Genomic DNA, 20,757 nt, shown 5'->3' with positions numbered 1-20,757 from the left:
ATGCGGAAGTAAAAACTGATGACTTACAGCAACGGGATTTCCTCTTTTATGCCGACCGGTCGCCTCTATCAGCAATTTCAACGACTCGCCCAGCTGCTTGGCAGCGACGAGCGGGAGATCAGCCTCGCCGAGGTGGCGGATCTGCTCTGCTGCACCCCGCGCAACGCTCGCCTGCTGCTGCGGCGGATGCAGGATCAGGGCTGGCTCAGCTGGTCGGCAGAAGCGGGGCGGGGGCGGCGCTCCCGACTCACCCTGCTCGATAGTCAGGAGAGCCTGACCCGGCGCCGCTTGCGGGATCTGCTCAGTCAGGGCCAGCTGGCGCAGGCGGTACGGCTGGCCGAAGATCGCCTTGATCTGCTCACCCCGCTGCTGATCGAACAGCTCGGTCAGGCCACCCGCGAGGGGCGCCAGATCCTGCGGGTGCCATACTATCGCCCGTTACCGCAGTTGCTGCCCACCGGCCCGATGCGCCGCTCCGAAATTCACCTGAGCCGCCAGATCTTCAACGGCCTGACCCGGCGAAATGAGGAAAATGGGGAAATCGAAGGGGATCTGGCCCACCACTGGGAGTGTCTGGGCCCCTGCCACTGGCGCTTCTACCTGCGCCCGGCGGTGCGTTTTCACCACGGCCGCGAGCTGGTGGTGGAAGATGTGATGGAGAGCCTGCTGGCCCTGCGGGATCGGCCGCTGTTTTCCCATCTGACTCGGCTGGAGAGCCCCTGGCCGCGCACCATGGATCTCTATCTCGACAGCCCGGATCCCTGGCTGCCCCACCTGCTGGCGGAGCCGGTGGCGACCATTTTGCCACGGGAGCTCAAGGGGGAGGCGGGCTTTGCCCTGCAACCTGTGGGCACCGGCCCTTACCGGGTCGCTGCCAACGATCCCCTGCATCTTTGCCTTGCGGCGTTTGACGACTACTTCGGCCTGCGCGCCCTGCTCGACGAGATCGACATCTGGATGCTGCCTGAACTGGCGGAGCGACTGGAGACCCATCTGCAGCTTGGGCGCGACAGCCCCGAGCTCGGCACCATGCGCGGCGAATCGGAGCTGGAGTCGGGCTGCTACTTCCTGCTGCAGGACGATCGTTCCGGATCCATGCAGGATCCCGCCCTGCGCCAGTGGCTCGGCCAACTGCTCAATCCGGTGGCCCTGATGGGGCGGGTCGCCCCCGAGTTGCAACGGGGCTGGACCAGCGCCCTCGGCCTGCTGCCCCACTGGCGCGAAGCGCTGCCCGCGCCCTTGCCTACGCCTGTGCAGTTGCCGACGACCTTGGTGCTGGCCTGTTTCAACCAGCATCTGGAATTCAACGAGTGCGCCAACGCCATGAGCAGCCTGCTGGCCGAACAGGGGATCCGGCTCGAGGTGCGCACCCTCGATTACGGCCGCTGGGTGAGTGGCGAGGATGAGGATGTGGATCTCTGGCTCGGCACCCTCAACCTCGAACATGCCGGCCCCTTTGCCCCCTACGCCTGGTTGCAGGGCACCCCGTTGCTGCGCAAGGTGTGGAGCAGTCAGCATGAGTTGTGGCAAGGGTTGATGCAGTGGCGCGCCAGCGGTGAGGAGCCTGGCCCCCGCGCCCTGCTGGCAACAGTGCAGCAGCAGAGCTGGTTTGTACCGCTGTTTCACCACTGGCTGGAGCTGGAGAGCCGGGTCGGCGTGCACGGGGTGCGGATGACGGCGCTCGGCTGGTTCGATTTTCGCAGCGCCTGGCTGCGGCCCGAGCCGCCCCATCAGCCCGCAGAGGCGCCATAGTTCGTCCAATTTCTGTCGCGGCTGACGGGCGTTCCGTGGCCGCTTGCGTGAAAGATCCGTAAATCGGCCGCTGCTGCACAGTTTGTGTCACGCCTCTGTGCTATGCTGTTTCAGGTTATGGACAGCAGAGCAAATGAGGAAAACGATGAGCAATAATTCAGACAGTTCCGCAGGAAAATGCCCGGTCATGCACGGGGGAACCACCTCCGTCGAGACGTCCAGAATGGAGTGGTGGCCGAAGAGCCTCAACCTCGACATTCTTCACCAACACGATACCAAGACCAATCCGCTGGGGGCCGGTTTCAACTATCGGGAAGCCTTGAAGGGGCTCGATATGGCGGCCCTCAAGCAGGATGTGACCGCCCTGATGACCGACAGTCAGGAGTGGTGGCCCGCCGACTGGGGCCACTACGGCGGCCTGATGATCCGCATGGCCTGGCACTCGGCCGGGACTTACCGCATCGCCGATGGCCGCGGCGGCGGTGGCAGCGGCAACCAGCGTTTTGCCCCCCTCAACTCCTGGCCGGATAACGCCAACCTCGACAAGGCCCGTCGCCTGCTGTGGCCCATCAAGAAGAAGTACGGCAACAAGATCAGCTGGGCCGATTTGATCATTCTGGCGGGCACCGTGGCCTATGAGTCCATGGGGCTCAAGACCTTCGGCTTCGCCTTTGGCCGCGAGGATATCTGGCACCCGGAGAAGGATATCTACTGGGGCTCGGAGAAAGAGTGGCTGGCGCCCAGCGGCAAGCCGGGCGGTCGTTACTCCGGCGAGCGGGATCTGGAAAACCCGCTGGCGGCGGTGATGATGGGGCTTATCTACGTCAACCCGGAAGGGGTGGATGGCAAGCCAGATCCGCTGAAAACCGCGCAAGATATGCGAGTCACCTTCGCCCGCATGGCGATGGATGATGAAGAGACGGTGGCGTTGACTGCCGGTGGCCACACCGTCGGCAAGGCTCACGGCAACGGCGATGCCAAACAGCTCGGCCCCGAGCCGGAAGGGGCCAGCCTCGAGGAGCAGGGGCTGGGCTGGATCAATCACCACAGCCGCGGCATCGGCCGCAACACTGTGACCAGCGGCATCGAGGGGGCCTGGACCACCCACCCGACCCAATGGGACAACGGCTACTTCGATCTGCTGTTCAAGTACGACTGGTGGTTGCAAAAATCACCGGCGGGGGCCCATCAGTGGGAACCGATCAATATCGCCGAAGAGGATATGCCGGTAGATGTGGAGGACCCCTCGATCCGCTGCAAACCCATGATGACGGATGCCGACATGGCGCTCAAATTCGACCCCGAGTATCGCAAGATTGCCGAGCGCTTCCGCGATGATCCGGCGGCCTTCTCCGACGCCTTTGCCCGCGCCTGGTTCAAGCTGACCCACAGGGATATGGGGCCGAAGAGCCGCTATGTCGGCCCCTATGTGCCGACAGAAGATCTGATTTGGCAGGATCCGGTGCCTGCCGGACGTGCCGATTATGACGTGGCGGCGGTCAAGGCCAGGATTGCCGCCAGCGGCCTCTCCATCAGCGAGCGGGTCACTACCGCTTGGGATAGTGCCCGTACCTTCCGTGGCTCCGACAAGCGGGGCGGAGCCAACGGTGCCCGCATCCGGCTGACGCCGCAGAAGGATTGGCCGGGCAACGAACCGGCGAAGTTGGCGAAGGTGCTGGCGGTCTATGACAAGCTGGCGGCCGAGTGTGGCGTCAGCGTCGCGGATCTCATCGTGCTGGGGGGCAACCTCGCCATCGAGCAGGCTGCCCAGGCCGCCGGAGTGACGGTGAGCGTGCCGTTTGCGCCGGGCCGGGGGGACGCCACTCAGGCTCAGACCGATGTGGCCTCGTTCGAGGTGCTGGAGCCGCTGGCCGACGGCTTCCGCAACTGGCTGAAGCAGGACTATGTGGTGACGGCGGAGGAGCTGCTGCTGGATCGCGCCCAGCTGATGGGGCTCACCGCCTGCGAGATGACGGCGCTGGTCGGCGGGATGCGGGTGCTCGGCACCAACCACGGCGGTACCGGGCACGGGGTCTTTACCGATCGGGTCGGGGTACTCAGCAACGACTTCTTCGTCAACCTGACCGATATGAACTATCAGTGGCTGCCGAAAGCGAGCAATCTCTACGAGATCCGCGATCGCCGCAGCGGCGCCCTGAAGTGGACGGCCACCCGGGTGGATCTGGTGTTCGGCTCCAATTCGGTGCTGCGCGCTTATGCCGAGGTCTATGCCCAGGATGACAACAAGGAGAAGTTTGTCTGTGACTTCATCACCGCCTGGAACAAAGTGATGAATGCGGATCGCTTCGATCTGCTCGGCTAGTCCCCAAGCCGTTTGGTTATCTGCACCAGCCCCGCACAGCCAAGATGTGCGGGGCTTTTTACTGCCCGCTTTTCTGTGCAGCCCTACAATCCGCCGCGCTGCGACACCCGCTGGCCGGTCGCGCAGGGCCGCTGGCATCCCTGTGCTTGGGCCAGCAGTATCATGTAACATGCTGATCCGCTGATGATGCCCGGCGGCCACCCATTGGCCACTGATGTCCCATGAACGGACAAGGACAGAAACAAAGAGACAAGGAGTCAACCCATGCTGGAAATGCAGATCCAACCCCGCTTTCAGGAGACGGATGCCCTCGGCCATATCAACAATACGGTGCCGGCGGTCTGGTTCGAATCGGCGCGGGATCCCCTGTTCCGGATCTTCTCCCCCGATCTGGATGTGCATAACTGGCATCTGATCATCGCGGGCTATACGGTGCAGTTCAAACGGGAGCTGTTCTACGGCCAGCCGGTCACCATCAAGACCGGCGTGCGCCGCATCGGCACCAGCTCCTTTACGGTCTGGCAGGAGGCCTGGCAGGGCGGCGAACTGGCCGTCACCGCCGAAACGACCCTGATCCATTTTGACTACCGGGCCCGCCAATCCCTGCCCCTGAGTGATGCTCACCGGGAAGGTCTGCGGGCCTGGCTGACAGAGAGTTAACCACGGGCCGGATGGCCCATCACAGGAGTGCTATGTACAACTCAATGCGCAACACAGCGATCGCGCTGACCCTGGGATTCTGCTCCCTCCCTTCTCTGGCTGCTTCTCTCGCCGAGCAGTTTACCCTGATGGAGAAGGGGGCCGAGAGCGCCCTCGATACCCGTCAATTCAGCCATGACGGCGTCGATATCAAGGCCTGGATCGATGGCGCCCCCGTCATCATCGCCGTGCCCATCATGAACGAGCTGGGCAAGCTGGAAGGGGAGAGCCGCTACTACTTCAAGGGCGGCAAGCTGTTCGGGGTCAAAGAGCCCGCCGCCCAGTTCTCCTTTGACGACAGCGGCAAGCTGACCCAGTGGCTGGACGAGAAGGGCCAGCCCGCCGAGTTCGTCAGCAAAATGAGCATGCAGCAGCGTCAGGAGTGGCTCACCAAGCGGGCTGCCGAGCTGAGCAAGCTGTTTGTGGTGAGCGCGGCCGAACAGAAGGCGGCCAAGGGTGGCGTCAAGCTGAAGGGGGCGGATCTCGCTCACTGGCTCTGCAACGGCAAACTGATGGATCTCGCCCACGGCGACAAGGTGATCTTCGAGCAGGACAAGCTGAAGATTGGCGAGCAGGGGATCGAAGGGGAGGTCTCCCTGCGTCAGGAGAAGGGGTGGCAGGCGCTGAGCCTCAAGTGCGAGGTGCAGGGCACCCAAGTGACCCGCCTCACCTGGCAGCCGCTGCCGGGTGCCAACAAGCCGCAATAAACGCAATAGCAAGGGGGCCCATCGCGGGCCCCCTTCTCATTCGGCTTGTGGCTCCCCCAGCTTGAGCCGGGTGAGCGCCTCGACCCGGCGCCACTGTCCGGGCTCGAACCAGCGGGCCAGCAGCTCCTGCTGCTGCTCGGCCCGGGCCTCGTTCGGCAGTTGTCTGAGCTCGGCCAGAAAGCCGCTGAGCTGCTCCTCGAACCCTTGCCGGTTCTGCTCCAGCTGGCGCATCCGATCCACCGCTTCCGGCCCCCCCGTCTCCAGCAGCAGAGCCTCCCTTTTGGCCGGGTCCATCTGTGCCAGCTCTTGCAACTCCTCAAGCAGGCGGCTGTTGGCCTCCGCCTCGCGAAACCAGCCCGGTTGCTCTGCCAGCCAGAGATCCAGCTCGCTGGCCAGCTGCGACTTGTCACTGTCTCTTGCCTCCGCCAGCGCCCTGCGGCGCAGGGTCAGCTGCTCCATCAGTCGATCCTCGGCAAACAGCTGGGCCTGCTCGGCCGGGGTAAAGCTCTGCTGGCGCAGCTGCTCCCGCTCGTCAAACAGGATCTGCAGGCTGGCGAGGGAGATCTCGGTGGGCACCGTCAGGCTGCTCTGGGCGGAGACAAAGGTGCGATAGCGCGCCTGCAGGGCATCGGCGGCCTCCTGCTCGGGATCGTGCGGGTGGCTCTGTGCATGCTGGCTGGCTTGAGCGGGGGATGAGTCTGCCGTCGGTACATTGGGCCAGAGCAACACCCCGCCAAGTAGCAGGGTGATGGCACAGGGCACGACGAGCAGGGTGGCTATCTTCATAGTCCCAGCTCCTTGAGACGGTTGGCATGCTGGCGATAGAGGGTGACCGGATCGGTCTCGAACAGATGGTGGATGCCGAAGGACTGGTTCACTTCGTCCAGATGGTTCATCCGGTAGTCGGTGCCGATCACCTTGCCGAGGTGGCTGCTGCAGACCCCGACCAGTCCGTCATTGGGCTCCTTGAAGAAGGCGCCGGTCAGCGCCAGCGCCGGATCCACCGGATCCAGCAGATTGGTCAGGTTGCCGCGCCCGCTCCAGGAGAAGTAGTAGACGCCGTTGGTCGCCTGCATCGGCCCCTCGCCACAATAGCGGCTGGGCAGCCCCTCCGGGTAGCGCTGGTTGAACTGGCTGGCTCCCTTGCTGGTGAGGGCATCGAGGGCGGCGACCGGATCTTGCGGCAGCTGGCTCCCGCCCGAGAGCAGTGAAATCATGCCGGAGAGGGCGTGGGCCGCGGCGGCAGCCAGTTTCTCGGCGGCGCTGCCGGGGGCGGCATTGGCCCGCACCAGATCGGCAATCTCTGAGCCGTAGTTGACCCCGCCGACGCTGGTGGCGGAGGCGACCAGCTCGGGGGCGACCGAGGCGACATAGCGGATGGTAGGGCCGCCGTGGGAGTGGCCGATCAGGTTGACCTTCTCGGCGCCGGTAGCTGCCAGCAGCAGCTCAACCTGGGCGAGCAGCTGCTCCCCCCGTTGTTCCGAACTGGCGGTGGCCGATACCTGAGCCACGTAGACTTTGGCACCATCCCGGCTCAGGGCCTGGGGAATGCCGTAGAAGTAATCGACCCCGAGTAGCTTGTCGAAACCGAACAGGCCGTGCACCAGCACTATGGGGTAGCGGGTCTGGGTGTATCCGCTGGCGTGTGCCAGCATGGGCAGAGTGCAGAACAGCACCAGAAGCCATCTCTTCATCATCAGCATCCTTGTTGAATCGTGAGGAACAGATTGTGTGGCGTACTCCATGTTCGCCGGTGCCAGTATGGTGGCTGCTGACGGGAGAGGCTGTGAGGGGGATCGCAACTCGGGATTCAAAAGGGGTTCAGGGTGCGGGCGGGGAGGCTGTGCTCTCCGCCCTGCGGCTTATTGCCACTCCACCAGGTGATACTGCTTCTTGCCCCGGCGCAGCAGCAGGTAGCGACCAAACAGCCGATCAGTAGCGCTCAGCTGATCATCTTGCTTGAGCACACCATTGAGACTGATGGCGCCCGCCGCCAGCAGTTCGCGGGCGATGCGCCTGGAGTTCGCCAGACCGCAGTTGACCAGCAGGCTGACCAGATCCGTCTCGCCTCTGACGGTGCTGCTCGGCATGCCATCCTGCGCCAGCTGGGCCAGATCGCTCTCGCCGAGGCGGGCCACATCGCCGCTAAACAGCAGCTCGCTGATGCGCTGCACCGCTGTCAGCGCCGCTTTGCCGTGCACCAGCTCGGTCAGCTCGTTCGCCAACACCTGCTGGGCCTGCTTGCGCCCCTGCCGCTTTGCGTCTTCCGCCTCCAGTGCATCAATCTCGCTCAGCGACATAAAGCTGTAGTAGCGCAGGAAGCGGTAGACATCCTCATCCGCGGTGCCGAGCCAGAACTGGTAGAAGGCGTAAGGGGAGGTGAGCGCCGGATCGAGCCAGACCGCGCCCCCTTCGGTCTTGCCGAACTTGGTGCCGTCTGCCTTGGTGATAAGGGGCAGGGTCATGCCGTGCACCTGCGCCTGATGGAGGCGACGGGTGAGATCCATGCCGCTGGTGATATTGCCCCACTGGTCGTTGCCGCCAATCTGCAGGGTGCAACCGAGCCGCTGGTGCAGCACCGCAAAGTCGTAGGATTGCAGCAGAGCTTAGGAGAACTCGGTGAACGAGATGCCCTGATCCGGACGGGCCAGCCGCTGGCGCACCGACTCCCGCGCCAGCATGGCATTGACCGAGAAGTGCTTGCCGATATCCCGCAGAAAATCGAGGGCGGACATCTGCCCCATCCAGTCGCCATTGTTGACCAGTTGCGGGGCTGACAGGCCCTCATCGGCGGGCAGCAGCGCCCTGATTTGGGCCGACAGGCTGGCGACCCAAGCCTGCACGGTATCGGCACTGTTGAGGCTGCGCTCGGTCGCCTTGAAGCTGGGATCGCCGATAAGGCCGGTCGCCCCGCCCACCAGAGCCACCGGGGTGTGGCCCGCCAGCTGGAAGCGGCGCAGCATCAAGAGCGGCACCAGATGACCTATATGCAGGCTGCCGGCGGTGGGATCGAACCCGCAATAGACTGTGCGCGGGGTGGAGAGATGATCGGCCAGGGCCGCCGGGTCGGAATTCTGGGCCACAAGGCCGCGCTGGCTCAGTTCATCGAGCAGGTGGGGGTTGATCATGGGTTCTCCAACAGCAGGGGGAAAAGTCGTCATCCTCGCCGTTCTGGCTGGTGGCGGATATGTCCCCTGAGGGACAGTTTTGCCACTCTCGTGCTAGCATTCAGCCATAGCGGGGAATCGCACCCCGCCACCGGAAACGTGCCACCATGACCCAGCCATTCACCACAGATGCCTTGACCCGCAGCATGACCGAGGTAGTTGATGCCCTGCACAGCAGCGCCTTTCCGGCTGCGCTGGTGCGGCTGTTCCAGCAGCAGGTGGCGTTTGATTGCGCCCTGTTGCTGGGAGTGGGGCAGCGCCCCGTCTACCTCTACGACAACCTCAACCATCAGCGGGCTCTGCTGTTTGATCGCTACCTCACCAGCCACTTCAGTCAGGATCCCTTTATGCTGGCGCTGGAACAGGGCTTGCCTGCCGGCGTCTGGACCCTTGCGCAGGTATCGCGGGGGCGGCTCGATCCCGAATATCGCCATCACTTCTATCAGGCCACCGGCTGGCAGGAGGAGGTAGGGCTGATCCTGCCGGTGCGGGACGGACTGACGCTGATGCTGTTTCTGGGGCGCCTCGACAAGCGCAGTACCCTCAGTCGTGACGAGCTGGCGAGGCTGGAGCAGCTGTTCCCGCTGGTGCATTCGCTCTGTCGTCAGCAGTGGCGGCAGAGCCAGCCGCTGTTGGCCCAGAGCACTGCGCTGCCAGACAGCGCCAGCCTCCGGAGTGCGGTGGAGCTGGCGATGGCGAGTGTCGGGGGCGATAGGCTTACCCGGCGCGAGCGGCAGGTGGCGGAGTTGCTGCTGCAGGGGCTGGATACCGAGGCGATTGCCGCGGAGCTCGGGATTGGCAGTGGCACGGTGAAGAATCACCGCAAGCATCTCTATGGCAAGCTGCGGCTCGGCTCGCGGGCCGAGCTGTTCAATCTCTTTCTGAACCACCTCATTACGGCGCCGGTGGAGGCATCGCAGGCGTCATCGGCGGGAGATAGAGAGAGCCCGCCATAGGGCGGGCCGGGGTTACTCGAGGCGCGGGATGGTGGGAGTTGTTTCGGGCAGGATACTGAGCAACTGGTAGCGCTTCATCAGCTGCTTGTATTCATCCCCCTGTCTGACCTTGTCCAGCGCCTGTTGCAGGCGGGCAACCTGTTGCTTGTCTGCCCTCAGGTTGAAGGCGAAGCAGTTATCCTGCTCTTCAATGATCGCGACGGTGACAAAATCCTCGCTGGGGAAACCCAGCTCCTTGGCCTGATGGCGCAGCATCACCTCGTTGCCCGCCACCAGATCGGTGCGTGCCATGATGAGCTGGCGCACCACCTGATCCATGCGCTCTACCGACATCATATTGCCCGGGCTGATCCCGCGGTTGAGCAGCAACTGCTCCCCGACATCCGCCTGCATCACGCCGATCTGCAGCTTGGCGAGATCCGCTTTGCTGGCCACTTTGGGGGCATCCTGCTTGCGGCCGACCAGCGCGACCCTGGAGTGGCTGATGGGGCAGACCCAGAGGAAGTGGGGATCCCGCTCCTTGGTATGGGCCGTGGTAAACAGCACGGCCTCTTGCTGCTGGGTCAGCAGATACCAGCCGCGGGCCCAGGGCAGAAAGTGGATGGGTTGCTCCGGCTCTCCCATTTCGCGCCACATCAGGCGCAGCAACTCGACCGCCAACCCCACAGGCTGACCATTTTTATCCTGGCCATTGAGCGGCATGTTCTGCTCCGAATAGTAGATAAGTGCCGGAGCCGGGAGCGCGATAAACAGGGCGAGAGAAGCGAGAGCAGGGAGCAGACGACGCATGATGCACTCCTTGTGCGGGTAGTTACCTAACAGTCTATGTGGCCTTTTTCATAACGTCATGATCCGGTAGCGGGATAAAAAACAGGCCACCTTGCGGTGGCCTGTCGGTTTATTTGAGCAGGGCTTCCATCTCTGCTTCTGCCTTGGCGCGAGCCTTGGCTTCCGCCGCTCTGGCGGCATCGGCGACGCTCTCTCCGGCCGTATGAGAGGCTGCACTGACAGCCTGTTTGGCTGGATCGGCAACGGCCTTGGTTGCCTCTTGCTTCACGGTAGCGGCGGCACTGCTGACTGCCTGTTTGGCCGGAGCGACAACAGCTTTGGTGGCTTCCTGTGTCACGGTCGCCGCGGCACTGCTGACGGTCTGTTTGGCTGGAGCGGCAACAGCCTTGGTGGCCTCTTGCGTCGCGGTCGCAGCGGCGCTACTGACGGCTTGCTTGGCAGGAGTGGTAACGGCTTTGGCCGCTTCTTGCGTCACGGTGGCGGCAGTGCTGCTGACGGCCTGTTTGGCGGGGGCGGCCACAGCCTTGGTGGCTTCCTGCGTCACGGTTGCAGCGGCGCTGTTGACGGCTTGCTTGGCAGGAGCAGCAACGGCCTTGGTAGCTTCTTGCGCCGCGGTCGCAGTGGCGCTGCTGACTGCCTGTTTGGCCGGAGCGGCAACGGCCTTGGTAGCTTCTTGCGTTGCGGTCGCAGCAGCGCTGCTGACGGATTGCTTGGCAGGAGCGGCAACGGCCTTGGTGGCTTCTTGGGTTACGGTCGCAGCGGCGCTGCTGACAGCCTGTTTGGCCGGTGTGACAACGGCTTTGGTGGCCTCTTGCGTCACGGTGGCGGTGGAGCTGCTCACCGCCTGTTTGGCGGGTGCAGTGACTGCGGTGGTTGCTGTGCGGGTAAGTGCGGTCGCGCTTTGGCTCACCGTTTGGGTGGCCTGCCCTGTGGCGTTGGCGGCTGCGCCGCTGATAGCCTGACTTGCGCTGTTGGTCAGAGAGCCGGCGACGCCGCGGGTCACTGTGCCCAGCGCGCTGCCAAGGGAGAAGGGGGAGGCGCCACTCTGACTGGTCGCTGCGCCGGTCAGGGCATTGGCCGCCGGGGTGAGCTGGCTGGTGGGGGTCTGCCAGCCCTGCATGGCGGTTGGCCAGGTCGGTGCCGTGCCTGCCAGATTTTCGCCGAAGGTCAGGGTGGTGCCATCCCCTTTTTGCAGCAATACCGACATCTGGTTGGTTTGCGAGTTCCACACCATCCCCGCCTGCTTGGCGATATCCGGCACCGGCGCATACTCGGAGACCACATAGAAAAGCGGCCCCTCCTGCTGTAACTTGTCGGCAGTCTTGAGCAACTGCATGGTGCTGTCGTAGTTGGGGCCAAGGATGGCTGTCATCCGATCCTTGATCAGGGGTTGTTCGAACAGATTGACCTCGTTCGGGTCAAAGCCGACCAGCGGCTTGAGCAGGGCCCACATCAGCTGGCTGGTGGGGCTCATCATCAGCAATGGGGCAACGCAGGCGGACAACATCAGGCTAAGGCAGGCCGCCTGAAGCAACGGCATGATACGCATTGGGATAATATCCAAATAACGATTTGATAAATAAGGTTATATTTTGTCAGGACGTGACAAATTCACCGGAAGTTTGCGCGTGGCAGCGAGAGACTGCCCGCAGGCGCTGGCAGGCTACCATATTGGTTCCACAATGCCAGCAGGCAGTATGATTGTCAGTCAAGTAAACCCCGGGGCTGGTCGACTCTTCGAGAATGCCTCCTATCGAAACAGGATCCCTCTCATGAAAAATGTACTGCTCTGCCTGCAGGCCTCCCTCTGGCTTATCCCCGCTCTGGCCGCGTCCAAAACCACTGTGGTGGGCGAGTCTGCCAGTCCCGAGCTGGTGTTGCCGCTGGGCTCATTGCCCGAGCGGGTCTGCTGGTTTGCGGATCAGAAATATTCCGAAGGGGCCCGCATTCTGCAGGGAGATATCTGGCTGGAGTGCGGCCCGCAGAACGACCTCGAGAGCAATGGCCCGTTGGCCTGGCGCTCTCCTGCGGTGGTGTTGCCTGCCACCCGTGGTGCGAAAGATCAAAAGACGATTTCCGTGGGTCAGTGAGGCTTTTCTTGATCCAGCTAAAGACATGGACGTGATCCCTGTCGCATAATGCAGCTCCTTTCTTCTCTTGGCTGGAACCTAAGAAATGGCTCGTCGCTCTTCCAATGCACAACGTCGTCGCAGTAGCTGGTGGTACAAACGCCTGTTGGCAAGGGAGCGGGAAGAGCGCGAAGCGCGTTCCGTAAGGGATTGATACAGCATTGAAAAACGGAGCCTCGGGCTCCGTTTTCTATTTCTCACCGTCAATAGCACGATAACGGGGGCCATCAGGCCCCCGTTTTGCTTTTGCAGATCTTTTCTGCTTGCAGCTTAGCGCTGCAAGGCGGCCAGTGCCAGTTCGACTCGTTTGGCGTACTCGGGGTCGGCCTGCTCGAAGTGTTTGAGCTGGGCCGCGACGATGGCGTCATCCTCCACATTGACAAGGGATCTGGCCAGGTTGGCGGCGAGCCGTGAACGCTGCCCCTCGTCCATGATACGGAACAGGTTGCCCGGCTGGCTGTAGTAGTCGCTGTCGTAGTCACGGAAGTCGTAGTGCAGGGCGGCCCCTTCCAGACTCAGCGCCGGTTCGTGCTGTTCGCTCGGCTGCTGGGTACCGAAACGGTTCGGCTGATAGTTGGGGTTGGCGCCGCCATTGCTGTCTGCCCGCATGGCACCGTCACGATGGGCGCCGTGATGGAACGGGCAGCGCGGGGCGTTGACTGGCAGCAGACCGTGGTTGACGCCGAGGCGATAGCGCTGGGTGTCTCCGTAGGAGAAGAGCCGCCCTTGCAACATGCGATCCGGCGAGAAGCCGATACCGGGCACCACGTTGGCCGGGGTAAAGGCGGCCTGCTCCACATGGGCGAAGTAGTTGTCCGGGTTCTGGTTGAGCTCCAGCACGCCCACCGGGATCAGCGGGTAGTCGCTGTGTGGCCACACCTTGGTGAGGTCGAACGGGTGGATGTTGTAAGTCTGGGCTTCGGCCTCCGGCATCACCTGCACATAGACCTTCCAGCGTGGGAAGTCGCCCCGCTCGATAGCGTTGAACAGATCCGCCTGACTGGTCTCCCGATCCTGCCCGACGGCGGTGGCGGCCTCTTCATCGGTGTAGAAGCTGTGGCCCTGCTCGGTCTTGAAGTGGAACTTGACCCAGAAGCGCTCGTTGGCATCGTTGATAAAGCTGAAGGTGTGGCTGCCGTAGCCGTTCATCTCCCGCAGGCTCTTGGGGATGCCGCGATCGCTGAACAGTATGGTGACCTGATGCAGGGATTCCGGATGGCGTGACCAGAAGTCCCAGGCGGCGGTCGCGCTGCGCAGGTTGGTGCGCGGATCCCGCTTCTGGGTGTGGATGAAGTCAGGGAATTTCAGCGGATCGCGGATGAAAAAGACCGGGGTGTTGTTACCTACCAGATCCCAGTTGCCCTGCTCGGTATAGAACTTGAGGGCGAAGCCGCGTACATCGCGTTCGGCATCGGCTGCGCCCTTCTCACCGGCCACGGTGGAGAAGCGCAGGAAGACCGGGGTCTGCTTACCGATGGCGCTGAACAGATCGGCCTTGCTGAACTGGCTGATGTCGTGGGTCACGGTAAAGGTGCCGTAGGCGCCCGAGCCCTTAGCGTGAACCACCCGCTCGGGAATGCGCTCGCGGTCGAAGTGGGCGAGTTTCTCCATCAACCAGATATCTTGCATCAGGATGGGGCCGCGCGGACCGGCGGTGAGGCTGTTGTTGTTGTCGACGACGGGGGCGCCGTTGGCGCTGTGCAGGGTCTTGTCAGTCATGGCTTCTCTCCTTGTTGATATGGGGTCAGCCTACGGATCTGCGCCGTGCTCGGCCAATGGGCCTTTCCTCGCCCTTTGATAGGCAAGACAAATGGGTGCGGGTAGGGGATGTGTAACCGCGCCAGATATTGCATGATGGTGGCTTCGAGAAGGAGCCTCATATGCAGATTACTATCCGTCATGCCGAACCCGCCGATGCCCCTGCCTTGCGGGATCTTTACGCCATGCCCAATGCCCAGGCGGGCACTTTGCACCTGCCTATGCCACCCCTTAGCCAGTGGCAAAAACGGTTGGAGAACGGTGATGTGGTCGCATTGGTGGCGGAGGCCGATGGGAGGCTGGTGGGTCAGATCTCATTGCATGTGGAGCCCAATCCCAGACGCAAGCATGTGGCCGGGATTGGCATGGGAGTGCGGGATGACTGGGCTGGCAAGGGGGTTGGCTCTGCCCTGATGGCCGCGGCGCTGGATCTGGCCGATAACTGGCTCAACTTGCACCGGATTGAACTGACGGTTTTTGTCGATAACGAAGCGGCGCTTGCGCTCTATCGCAAGTTCGGCTTTGTGGAGGAGGGGCGGGCCCGCGATTATGCCTTCCGCCAGGGGCGCTATGTGGATGTGTTCTATATGGCCAGAGTCGCGGGGGGCGCCAGTCGCTAACGGCATGGTCGATTATCAGGCCAGATTGCGCCCGGTGATCCGGGCGCTGGAGCAGAATCCCGATCTCTCCATCGAAACGCTGGCAAGCAGTGCCTGCTTGTCTTTCTACCATTTTCACCGGGTGTTTACGGCTGTGGCGGGGGAGACGCCCGGGGAGATGTGTCGTCGTCTGCGCATCCAGCGGGCTGCTTGGCAGCTCTGCTATACCGATGCCAGTGTCACGGCCATTGCGTTGGGGGCGGGGCTCGCCAGCTCCCAGGCGTTTGCCAAGGTATTTCGCCGTTACTATGGTTGCACGCCGGGAGAGTTTCGCCGCGACAAGAGCAAGAATGGACACTTGATGAGCAAGGATGGACACGCATTTGTGAAGCCGAATCCTTATGCTGAGGGTCACTCATCTGCAAGGAGCAATACCATGAAAATCATCGAGATGGACGCCCGTACTCTGGCCTATATGCGTGTCACCGGCCCCTATGGCGAGGGGTATGACCCCGTCTGCAGCCAGCTGAATCAGTGGGCCAGCGCCCGCGGTCTGGAAGGTGGGGAGTGGATCTTCATCTATCATGATAACCCCGAGGTGACTCCGCCAGCTCAGTGTCGCACTGACATCGGGGTGACGGTGCCTGTGGGGACGGTGGGGATCGGAGCGGTCGAGATCCAGCTTATTCCCGCCGGTCGTTACGCCCAGTCCCGTTATCTTATTACCGACCGCAGTCAGTATGGCCCTCGTTGGCAGGAGCATATCGGCGATATCGTTGCTGCCGGGCTGGAGTTTGGCAATGGTCCCTGCTTCGAGCTCTATCACAGCATGAGCGATGATCCGGTGCAGGACGATGTCAGCTTTTGCTCCAGTCTCAAGGGGTAGGGCACAACAAGACGCAAGGGATGGTACAGCGCGTCGTGCAGAAACGAGAGAGCCGGACAGTGTCCGGCTCTTGTGCATCTGGCGGTTGGGCGGCGGTTAGCGCTGGAACCCCTTCTGGGCGAACTTGGGTCTGGCATTCATGATCTGCTCCACCTGCTCGTCGCTCATCTTGCCACGCGACAACCCCAGCACCTTGTAGGTGAGCAGTGGTCGGGCGGGCAGGGCGATCATCAGGGCGCGGATCTGGTTCTCGTCATCCTTCTCCCGGGTCGGCTTGCCGTAGGCGTAGGTGAGGACGCCGGCATCCATCAGGTTTTTGACGGCGGGCTCGGTGATCGGCAAGTTTATGACGCTTTTACGCTGCAACACGAACTCGCGCAGCACCGCCTTCTCGTTGAAGTCGAGGAAGCCGATCATCTGGGCCAGCTGATCCTGCTGACGGCGCGCCTGCCACTCTTCGCATGCCCACTCCCAGGCGATCAGGAAGCCTTGACTGCAGAAGTAGGAGATGGCGATCAGCATGCCGACCCCCAGCCAGGCTGCATGATCCGCAGCCCACTGGCTGACGGCCCCTTTCATCAGTCCGGCCGGAAACAGCAGAATGATGCTGCAGCAGAGCAACAACCAGACCATCAGCCAATTGAGGCGGTTCAGTTGATAGAAATGTTGGATCCACCGTTTCATTGTTCATCCTTCCCAAACTGTTGTGGATAGTGAACTACCTACAGCAATCGGTGTGCCAACAGCGCAATAGCGGCGGGGGGAGGGGCTGGCGAGGTTACATTCCCTTACAACTTATTGAATGGGTTGTCATTAATTTGCCTTGTGAGGCGGCGGTCGAGTTGCTAAAACGTCCCCTCAGTCATTGGGGAGTAGCAACCCGCCCGCATTCCGGGCCGGGCCCATGTCAACACTCTTGGATCCTCGCATCCATGGCATGGGCGGCGATAGGCACTATCGCTCTGCAAGACCTTTGGCCTCGATATGCACGCCAGCCGGGCGAGCCATGTCGGGTCCATCGGTTATTCTGCTCGCCTGGCGGTATCTATTATGTTGATTACCCTGCTGTTATTTCTCGTCTCTGCGGTCACCATCTACCTTGCCTGCGAATACTTCGTCAACGGCATCGAATGGACCGGCCACCACTTCAAACTCTCCCAAAGCGCCACCGGCTCGCTGCTGGCGGCACTGGGTACGGCGCTGCCCGAGTGCATTGTGACCCTCACCGCCCTGCTGATGGGCAACACGATCGCTCAGCAGGAGATCGGCATCGGTGCCGCCCTCGGCGGGCCGCTGGTGCTGGCGACCATCGGCTATGCAGCGGTCGGTCTCACCCTGCTGCTTTGCATGGGGCGTACCGAGCGGGCCATCGATGGTGAGGTGCAGCGCGAGATTGGCCGGGATCAGCGCTGGTTTATCGGGATCTTTCTGGTGGCGACCGCGCTGGGGCTGGTCGCCTTCACCGGCAAGAGCTGGCTGGCCCCGCTCTTCCTGCTGATCTACCTCGTCTATGTAAGGCGCGAGTTGAAACAGAGTGACAGCTACGAGGTCGAATTGCCGGAGCCCCTCAAGCTGGCCCCAGATGCCGGGATCCCGCCCCTTGGCAAGGTGCTGCTACAGACGCTGGCTGCGTTGGTGGTGGTAGCGCTGGCGGCCCAGCTGTTTGTCCATCAACTGGAGAGCATGGGCGAGCTGTTTGGCCTCTCGCCGGTGCTGGCGGCCCTGCTGCTGAGCCCGGTCGCGACCGAGATGCCGGAGCTGATGAACGTGCTGATCTGGGTGCGACAGGGCAAGAACCGGCTGGCGCTGGCCAATATCTCCGGGGCCATGATGATCCAGGGCACTATCCCCAAGGCGTTCTGTCTGCTCTTTACCCCCTGGCTGCTGGATGGCGCAATGATGGCCTCCTCGCTGGTGACGCTGCTGGCGGTGGGGTTGCTCTGGTGGGGGTTCAGAAAGGGGGTGATGACCGCCGGGCGGCTGGCGCTGGTTGGTCTGCTCTATCTCGGTTTTTGCGGCTGGCTACTGGTGAGCTGAAACGGGAAGCGCGGATATGAAAAAGCCCCCTTGGCAGGGGGCTTTGTTGTATCGGTTGGGGCGGTGCTTACAGCGCGGCGATTTCAGCCTGCTGGGCTTCCAGCTTGGTCAGCTGGAGACGGTAATCTTCCAGCTTCTCGCGCTCTTTGGCGATGACCGCTTCCGGCGCCTTGGCGACGAAGGCTTCGTTGCCGAGTTTGCCTTCGATACGGCCGCACTCGCCCACCAGACGGGCAACCTCTTTGGCCAGACGGGCCAGCTCGGCATCCTTGTCGATGAGACCGGCCATCGGGATCATCAGCTCGGTGGCACCGATCAGCTTCTTCACTGACAGCGGGGCGGTTTCACCGTCCGCCAGAATGCGGATGGACTCCAGACGGGCCAGCGACTTGAGGAAGGCCTCGTTGTCAGCGGCGCGCTGGGCATCCTTGGCATCGCACTGGAGCAGCACGTTGAGGGGCACGCTCGGCGCCACGTTCATCTCGGCACGGATGTTGCGGATACTGACGATGAACTCCTTCACCCACTCCTGATCCGCCATCGCGGCTTCGTCCACCTTGGCAGCGTCGAACTCCGGGAAGGCCTGAATCATGATGGTGTCGGCGTGTACACCGGCCAGCGGAGCGACCGATTTCCAGATGGTCTCGGTGATGAACGGGATGATCGGGTGTGCCAGACGCAGCAGGGTCTCGAGGACGCTGACGAGGGTGTGGCGGGCAGCGCGCTGCTCGGCCTCGGAACCCTTGGTCAGTACCGGCTTGGTCAGCTCCAGATACCAGTCACAGAACTGGTTCCAGATAAATTCGTACAGCACGCCAGCCGCGATGTCGAAGCGGTAGGTATCGAGGGCGGTACGGAAGTCACGGATGGCCACTTGCAGCTGGGACTGGATCCAGCGATCCGCCAGACTGAACTGCATCTCGCCGCCGTTGAAGCCGCAATCCTGATCTTCGGTGTTCATCAGCACATAGCGGGAGGCGTTCCACAGCTTGTTGCAGAAGTTGTTGTAGCCATCCAGGCGCTTCATGTCCCAGTTGATGTCACGACCGGTAGAGGCCAGCGCAGCCAGAGTGAAGCGCAGGGCGTCGGTGCCGTGGGCATCGATCCCTTCCGGGAACTGCTTGGCAGTACGCTTGGCGATCTTCTCGGCCATCTGCGGCTGCATCATGTTGCCGGTGCGCTTCTCCAGCAGATCTTCCAGCGAGATGCCGTCGATCATGTCGAGGGGGTCCAGCACGTTGCCCTTGGACTTGGACATCTTCTGGCCCTCTTCGTCACGGATCAGGCCTGTGATGTAGACGGTCTTGAACGGGACTTGCGGCTGGCCGTTTTCGTCCTTGATGAAGTGCATGGTCATCATGATCATCCGGGCAATCCAGAAGAAGATGATGTCGAAGCCGCTCATCAGTACGTCGGTCGGGTGGAAGGTCTTGAGTGCCTCGGTGTTGTTCGGCCAGCCCAGGGTGGAGAAGGTCCACAGGGCGGAGCTGAACCAGGTGTCGAGCACGTCTTCGTCCTGACGCAGTACGGTTACGGCCGGGATGCTGTGTTTGGCGCGTACTTCATCTTCGCTGCGGCCAACGTAGACATTGCCGGCGTCGTCATACCAGGCCGGGATGCGGTGACCCCACCACAGCTGACGGGAGACGCACCAGTCCTGAATGTCGCGCATCCAGGAGAAGTACATGTTTTCGTACTGCTTCGGCACGAACTGGATGCGGCCATCTTCTACCGCTTCGATGGCGGTCTTGGCCATCGGTGCGACGCGCACGTACCACTGGTCGGTCAGCATTGGCTCGATGGGCACGCCACCGCGATCGCCGTAAGGCTGTTGCAGCACGTGATCCTTGATCTCGTCCAGCAGACCCAGCTCTTCCAGCTTGGCCAGAATCGCTTTACGGGCGGCGAAGCGCTCCAGACCGGCGAACTCGGCCGGCAGGGCTGCGTCATAGGCAGTGCTCGGGTTGCCGTTGGTATCGACAACTTCAGCCTCGGCACGCACGTGGGCATCCAGAGTGAAGATGTTGATCATCGGCAGGCTGTGGCGCTTGCCCACTTCGTTATCGTTGAAGTCGTGGGCCGGGGTGATCTTCACACAACCGGTGCCCTTCTCCATGTCGGCGTGTTCGTCAGCAACGATGGGGATCAGGCGGTTCACCAGTGGCAGCAGGATATGCTGGCCGATCAGCGCCTTGTAGCGCGGGTCTTCCGGGTTCACGGCCACGGCGGTATCGCCCAGCATGGTCTCCGGACGGGTGGTAGCGACGATCAGGTAATCTTTGCCTTCGGCAGTCTTGGCGCCGTTGGCCAGCGGATAGCGCAGGTGCCACATGTGGCCCTTGATCTCGCGGTTCTCCACTTCCAGATCGGAGATGGCGGTGTTGAGTTTCGGATCCCAGTTCACCAGACGCTTGCCACGGTACATCAGGCCATCTTCGTAGAGACGAACAAACACTTCCTGCACGGCGCTCGAGAGACCCTCATCCATGGTGAAGCGCTCGCGCTCCCAATCCACGGAGTCGCCCAGACGGCGCATCTGGCGGGTGATGGTGCCACCGGACTCTTCCTTCCACTGCCAAATCTTGTCGATGAAGGCATCACGGCCGTAATCGTGGCGAGTTTTGCCCTCTTCTGCGGCGATCTTGCGCTCAACCACCATCTGGGTGGCGATACCGGCGTGGTCGGTACCTGCCTGCCACAGGGTGTTTTTGCCCTGCATGCGGTTGTAGCGGATCAGGGTATCCATCAGGGTTTGCTGGAAGGCGTGACCCATGTGCAGGCTGCCGGTGACGTTCGGCGGCGGGATCATGATGCAGAAGGAGTCTTTGCTGGTGTCGCCGTGGGGCTTGAAGTAACCCTGGGCTTCCCAGTGCTGATAGAGCGCCTGTTCGATGGCGTTGTGATTAAAAGTCTTTTCCATGGTCTCGCCGTAATCTGGATGGATGGAGTCTGGTG

15 protein-coding genes, 2 pseudogenes and 1 riboswitch are annotated in these 20,757 nt (G+C 62.3%); of the genes and pseudogenes, 9 read left to right on the top strand and 8 right to left on the bottom strand.

Annotation, left to right across the window (positions count from 1 at the left end; all coding sequences use genetic code 11):
• Positions 1-48: 48 nt before the first annotated feature.
• The 4 genes from sgrR to ACTG2S_RS00145 all read left to right on the top strand — a co-directional run bounded on the left by sgrR (position 49) and on the right by ACTG2S_RS00145 (position 5,481).
• Positions 49-1,752 (top strand): HTH-type transcriptional regulator SgrR, encoded by a 1,704-nt coding sequence (gene sgrR / locus ACTG2S_RS00160; RefSeq protein ID WP_439983213.1) that lies wholly within the window; start codon positions 49-51, stop codon positions 1,750-1,752.
• Between the two features lie 145 nt (positions 1,753-1,897).
• Positions 1,898-4,075 (top strand): catalase/peroxidase HPI, encoded by a 2,178-nt coding sequence (gene katG / locus ACTG2S_RS00155; RefSeq protein ID WP_439981823.1) that lies wholly within the window; start codon positions 1,898-1,900, stop codon positions 4,073-4,075.
• A 264-nt stretch (positions 4,076-4,339) separates the two neighbouring features.
• A complete protein-coding gene (locus ACTG2S_RS00150; protein WP_005336457.1) occupies positions 4,340-4,735 on the top strand; it encodes an acyl-CoA thioesterase in 396 nt (131 codons plus the stop codon).
• A 44-nt stretch (positions 4,736-4,779) separates the two neighbouring features.
• Positions 4,780-5,481, top strand: coding sequence for a hypothetical protein (locus ACTG2S_RS00145; RefSeq protein ID WP_439983212.1), 702 nt, complete (start codon positions 4,780-4,782; stop codon positions 5,479-5,481).
• A gap of 36 nt (positions 5,482-5,517) precedes the next feature.
• Here the strand turns inward: ACTG2S_RS00145 and ACTG2S_RS00140 are convergent, their stop codons facing one another.
• The 3 genes and pseudogenes from ACTG2S_RS00140 to tyrS all read right to left on the bottom strand — a co-directional run bounded on the left by ACTG2S_RS00140 (position 5,518) and on the right by tyrS (position 8,609).
• On the bottom strand, positions 5,518-6,267 hold the full coding sequence (locus ACTG2S_RS00140) for a lipase secretion chaperone (protein ID WP_439981821.1): 750 nt from the start codon (positions 6,265-6,267) through the stop codon (positions 5,518-5,520).
• Positions 6,264-7,175 (bottom strand): lipase family alpha/beta hydrolase, encoded by a 912-nt coding sequence (locus ACTG2S_RS00135; RefSeq protein ID WP_439983211.1) that lies wholly within the window; start codon positions 7,173-7,175, stop codon positions 6,264-6,266. Before ACTG2S_RS00135 ends, ACTG2S_RS00140 begins: the two co-directional genes overlap by 4 nt.
• Positions 7,176-7,343: 168 nt before the next feature.
• Positions 7,344-8,609 (bottom strand): annotated as a pseudogene (tyrS, locus tag ACTG2S_RS00130) (tyrosine--tRNA ligase).
• Positions 8,610-8,755: 146 nt separating this feature from the next.
• Here tyrS and ACTG2S_RS00125 point away from each other — a divergent pair.
• Positions 8,756-9,604, top strand: a complete 849-nt coding sequence (locus tag ACTG2S_RS00125; protein ID WP_274161594.1) for a helix-turn-helix transcriptional regulator — start codon at positions 8,756-8,758, stop codon at positions 9,602-9,604.
• 12 nt (positions 9,605-9,616) lie between these two features.
• On the opposite strand, the gene ACTG2S_RS00120 is transcribed toward ACTG2S_RS00125, so the two are convergent.
• On the bottom strand, positions 9,617-10,393 hold the full coding sequence (locus tag ACTG2S_RS00120; protein ID WP_216950011.1) for a substrate-binding periplasmic protein: 777 nt from the start codon (positions 10,391-10,393) through the stop codon (positions 9,617-9,619).
• A gap of 367 nt (positions 10,394-10,760) precedes the next feature.
• Positions 10,761-11,942 (bottom strand): annotated as a pseudogene (locus tag ACTG2S_RS00115) (hypothetical protein); the annotation flags it as partial.
• Positions 11,943-12,165: 223 nt separating this feature from the next.
• Here ACTG2S_RS00115 and ACTG2S_RS00110 point away from each other — a divergent pair.
• Positions 12,166-12,483 carry a DUF1496 domain-containing protein gene (locus ACTG2S_RS00110; protein WP_274161593.1) on the top strand — a complete coding sequence of 106 codons (318 nt, stop codon included), beginning with the start codon at positions 12,166-12,168 and terminating at the stop codon, positions 12,481-12,483.
• 309 nt (positions 12,484-12,792) lie between these two features.
• On the opposite strand, the gene ACTG2S_RS00105 is transcribed toward ACTG2S_RS00110, so the two are convergent.
• Entirely contained in the window at positions 12,793-14,241 is a 1,449-nt protein-coding gene (locus tag ACTG2S_RS00105; protein ID WP_139406576.1) for a catalase, read from the bottom strand.
• Between the two features lie 161 nt (positions 14,242-14,402).
• Here ACTG2S_RS00105 and ACTG2S_RS00100 point away from each other — a divergent pair, with 161 nt between their 5' ends.
• Both ACTG2S_RS00100 and ACTG2S_RS00095 read left to right on the top strand, forming a co-directional pair.
• Entirely contained in the window at positions 14,403-14,900 is a 498-nt protein-coding gene (locus tag ACTG2S_RS00100; RefSeq protein ID WP_201947155.1) for a GNAT family N-acetyltransferase, read from the top strand.
• A gap of 4 nt (positions 14,901-14,904) precedes the next feature.
• Complete coding sequence (locus ACTG2S_RS00095; RefSeq protein ID WP_274161606.1) at positions 14,905-15,765, top strand: AraC family transcriptional regulator; 861 nt, start codon at positions 14,905-14,907, stop codon at positions 15,763-15,765.
• Positions 15,766-15,861: 96 nt separating this feature from the next.
• Here ACTG2S_RS00095 and ACTG2S_RS00090 read toward each other — a convergent pair whose 3' ends face one another.
• Positions 15,862-16,449: a superinfection exclusion B family protein gene (locus ACTG2S_RS00090; RefSeq protein WP_005336432.1), complete on the bottom strand. Its 588-nt coding sequence runs from the start codon at positions 16,447-16,449 to the stop codon at positions 15,862-15,864.
• Positions 16,450-16,620: 171 nt separating this feature from the next.
• Positions 16,621-16,728, top strand: a riboswitch (yybP-ykoY riboswitch).
• An 87-nt stretch (positions 16,729-16,815) separates the two neighbouring features.
• Here ACTG2S_RS00090 and ACTG2S_RS00085 point away from each other — a divergent pair.
• Positions 16,816-17,802, top strand: coding sequence for a sodium:calcium antiporter (locus ACTG2S_RS00085; protein WP_274161592.1), 987 nt, complete (start codon positions 16,816-16,818; stop codon positions 17,800-17,802).
• Between the two features lie 67 nt (positions 17,803-17,869).
• Here the strand turns inward: ACTG2S_RS00085 and ACTG2S_RS00080 are convergent, their stop codons facing one another.
• Positions 17,870-20,722, bottom strand: coding sequence for a valine--tRNA ligase (locus tag ACTG2S_RS00080; protein WP_274161591.1), 2,853 nt, complete (start codon positions 20,720-20,722; stop codon positions 17,870-17,872).
• Positions 20,723-20,757: the final 35 nt, after the last annotated feature.

The organism is Aeromonas sp. 82P (genome assembly GCF_051919365.1).
Lineage (GTDB): Bacteria > Pseudomonadota > Gammaproteobacteria > Enterobacterales > Aeromonadaceae > Aeromonas > Aeromonas veronii.
Note: the sequence above shows the minus strand (reverse complement) of the source record. Positions and strands in the feature narration are given on the sequence as shown.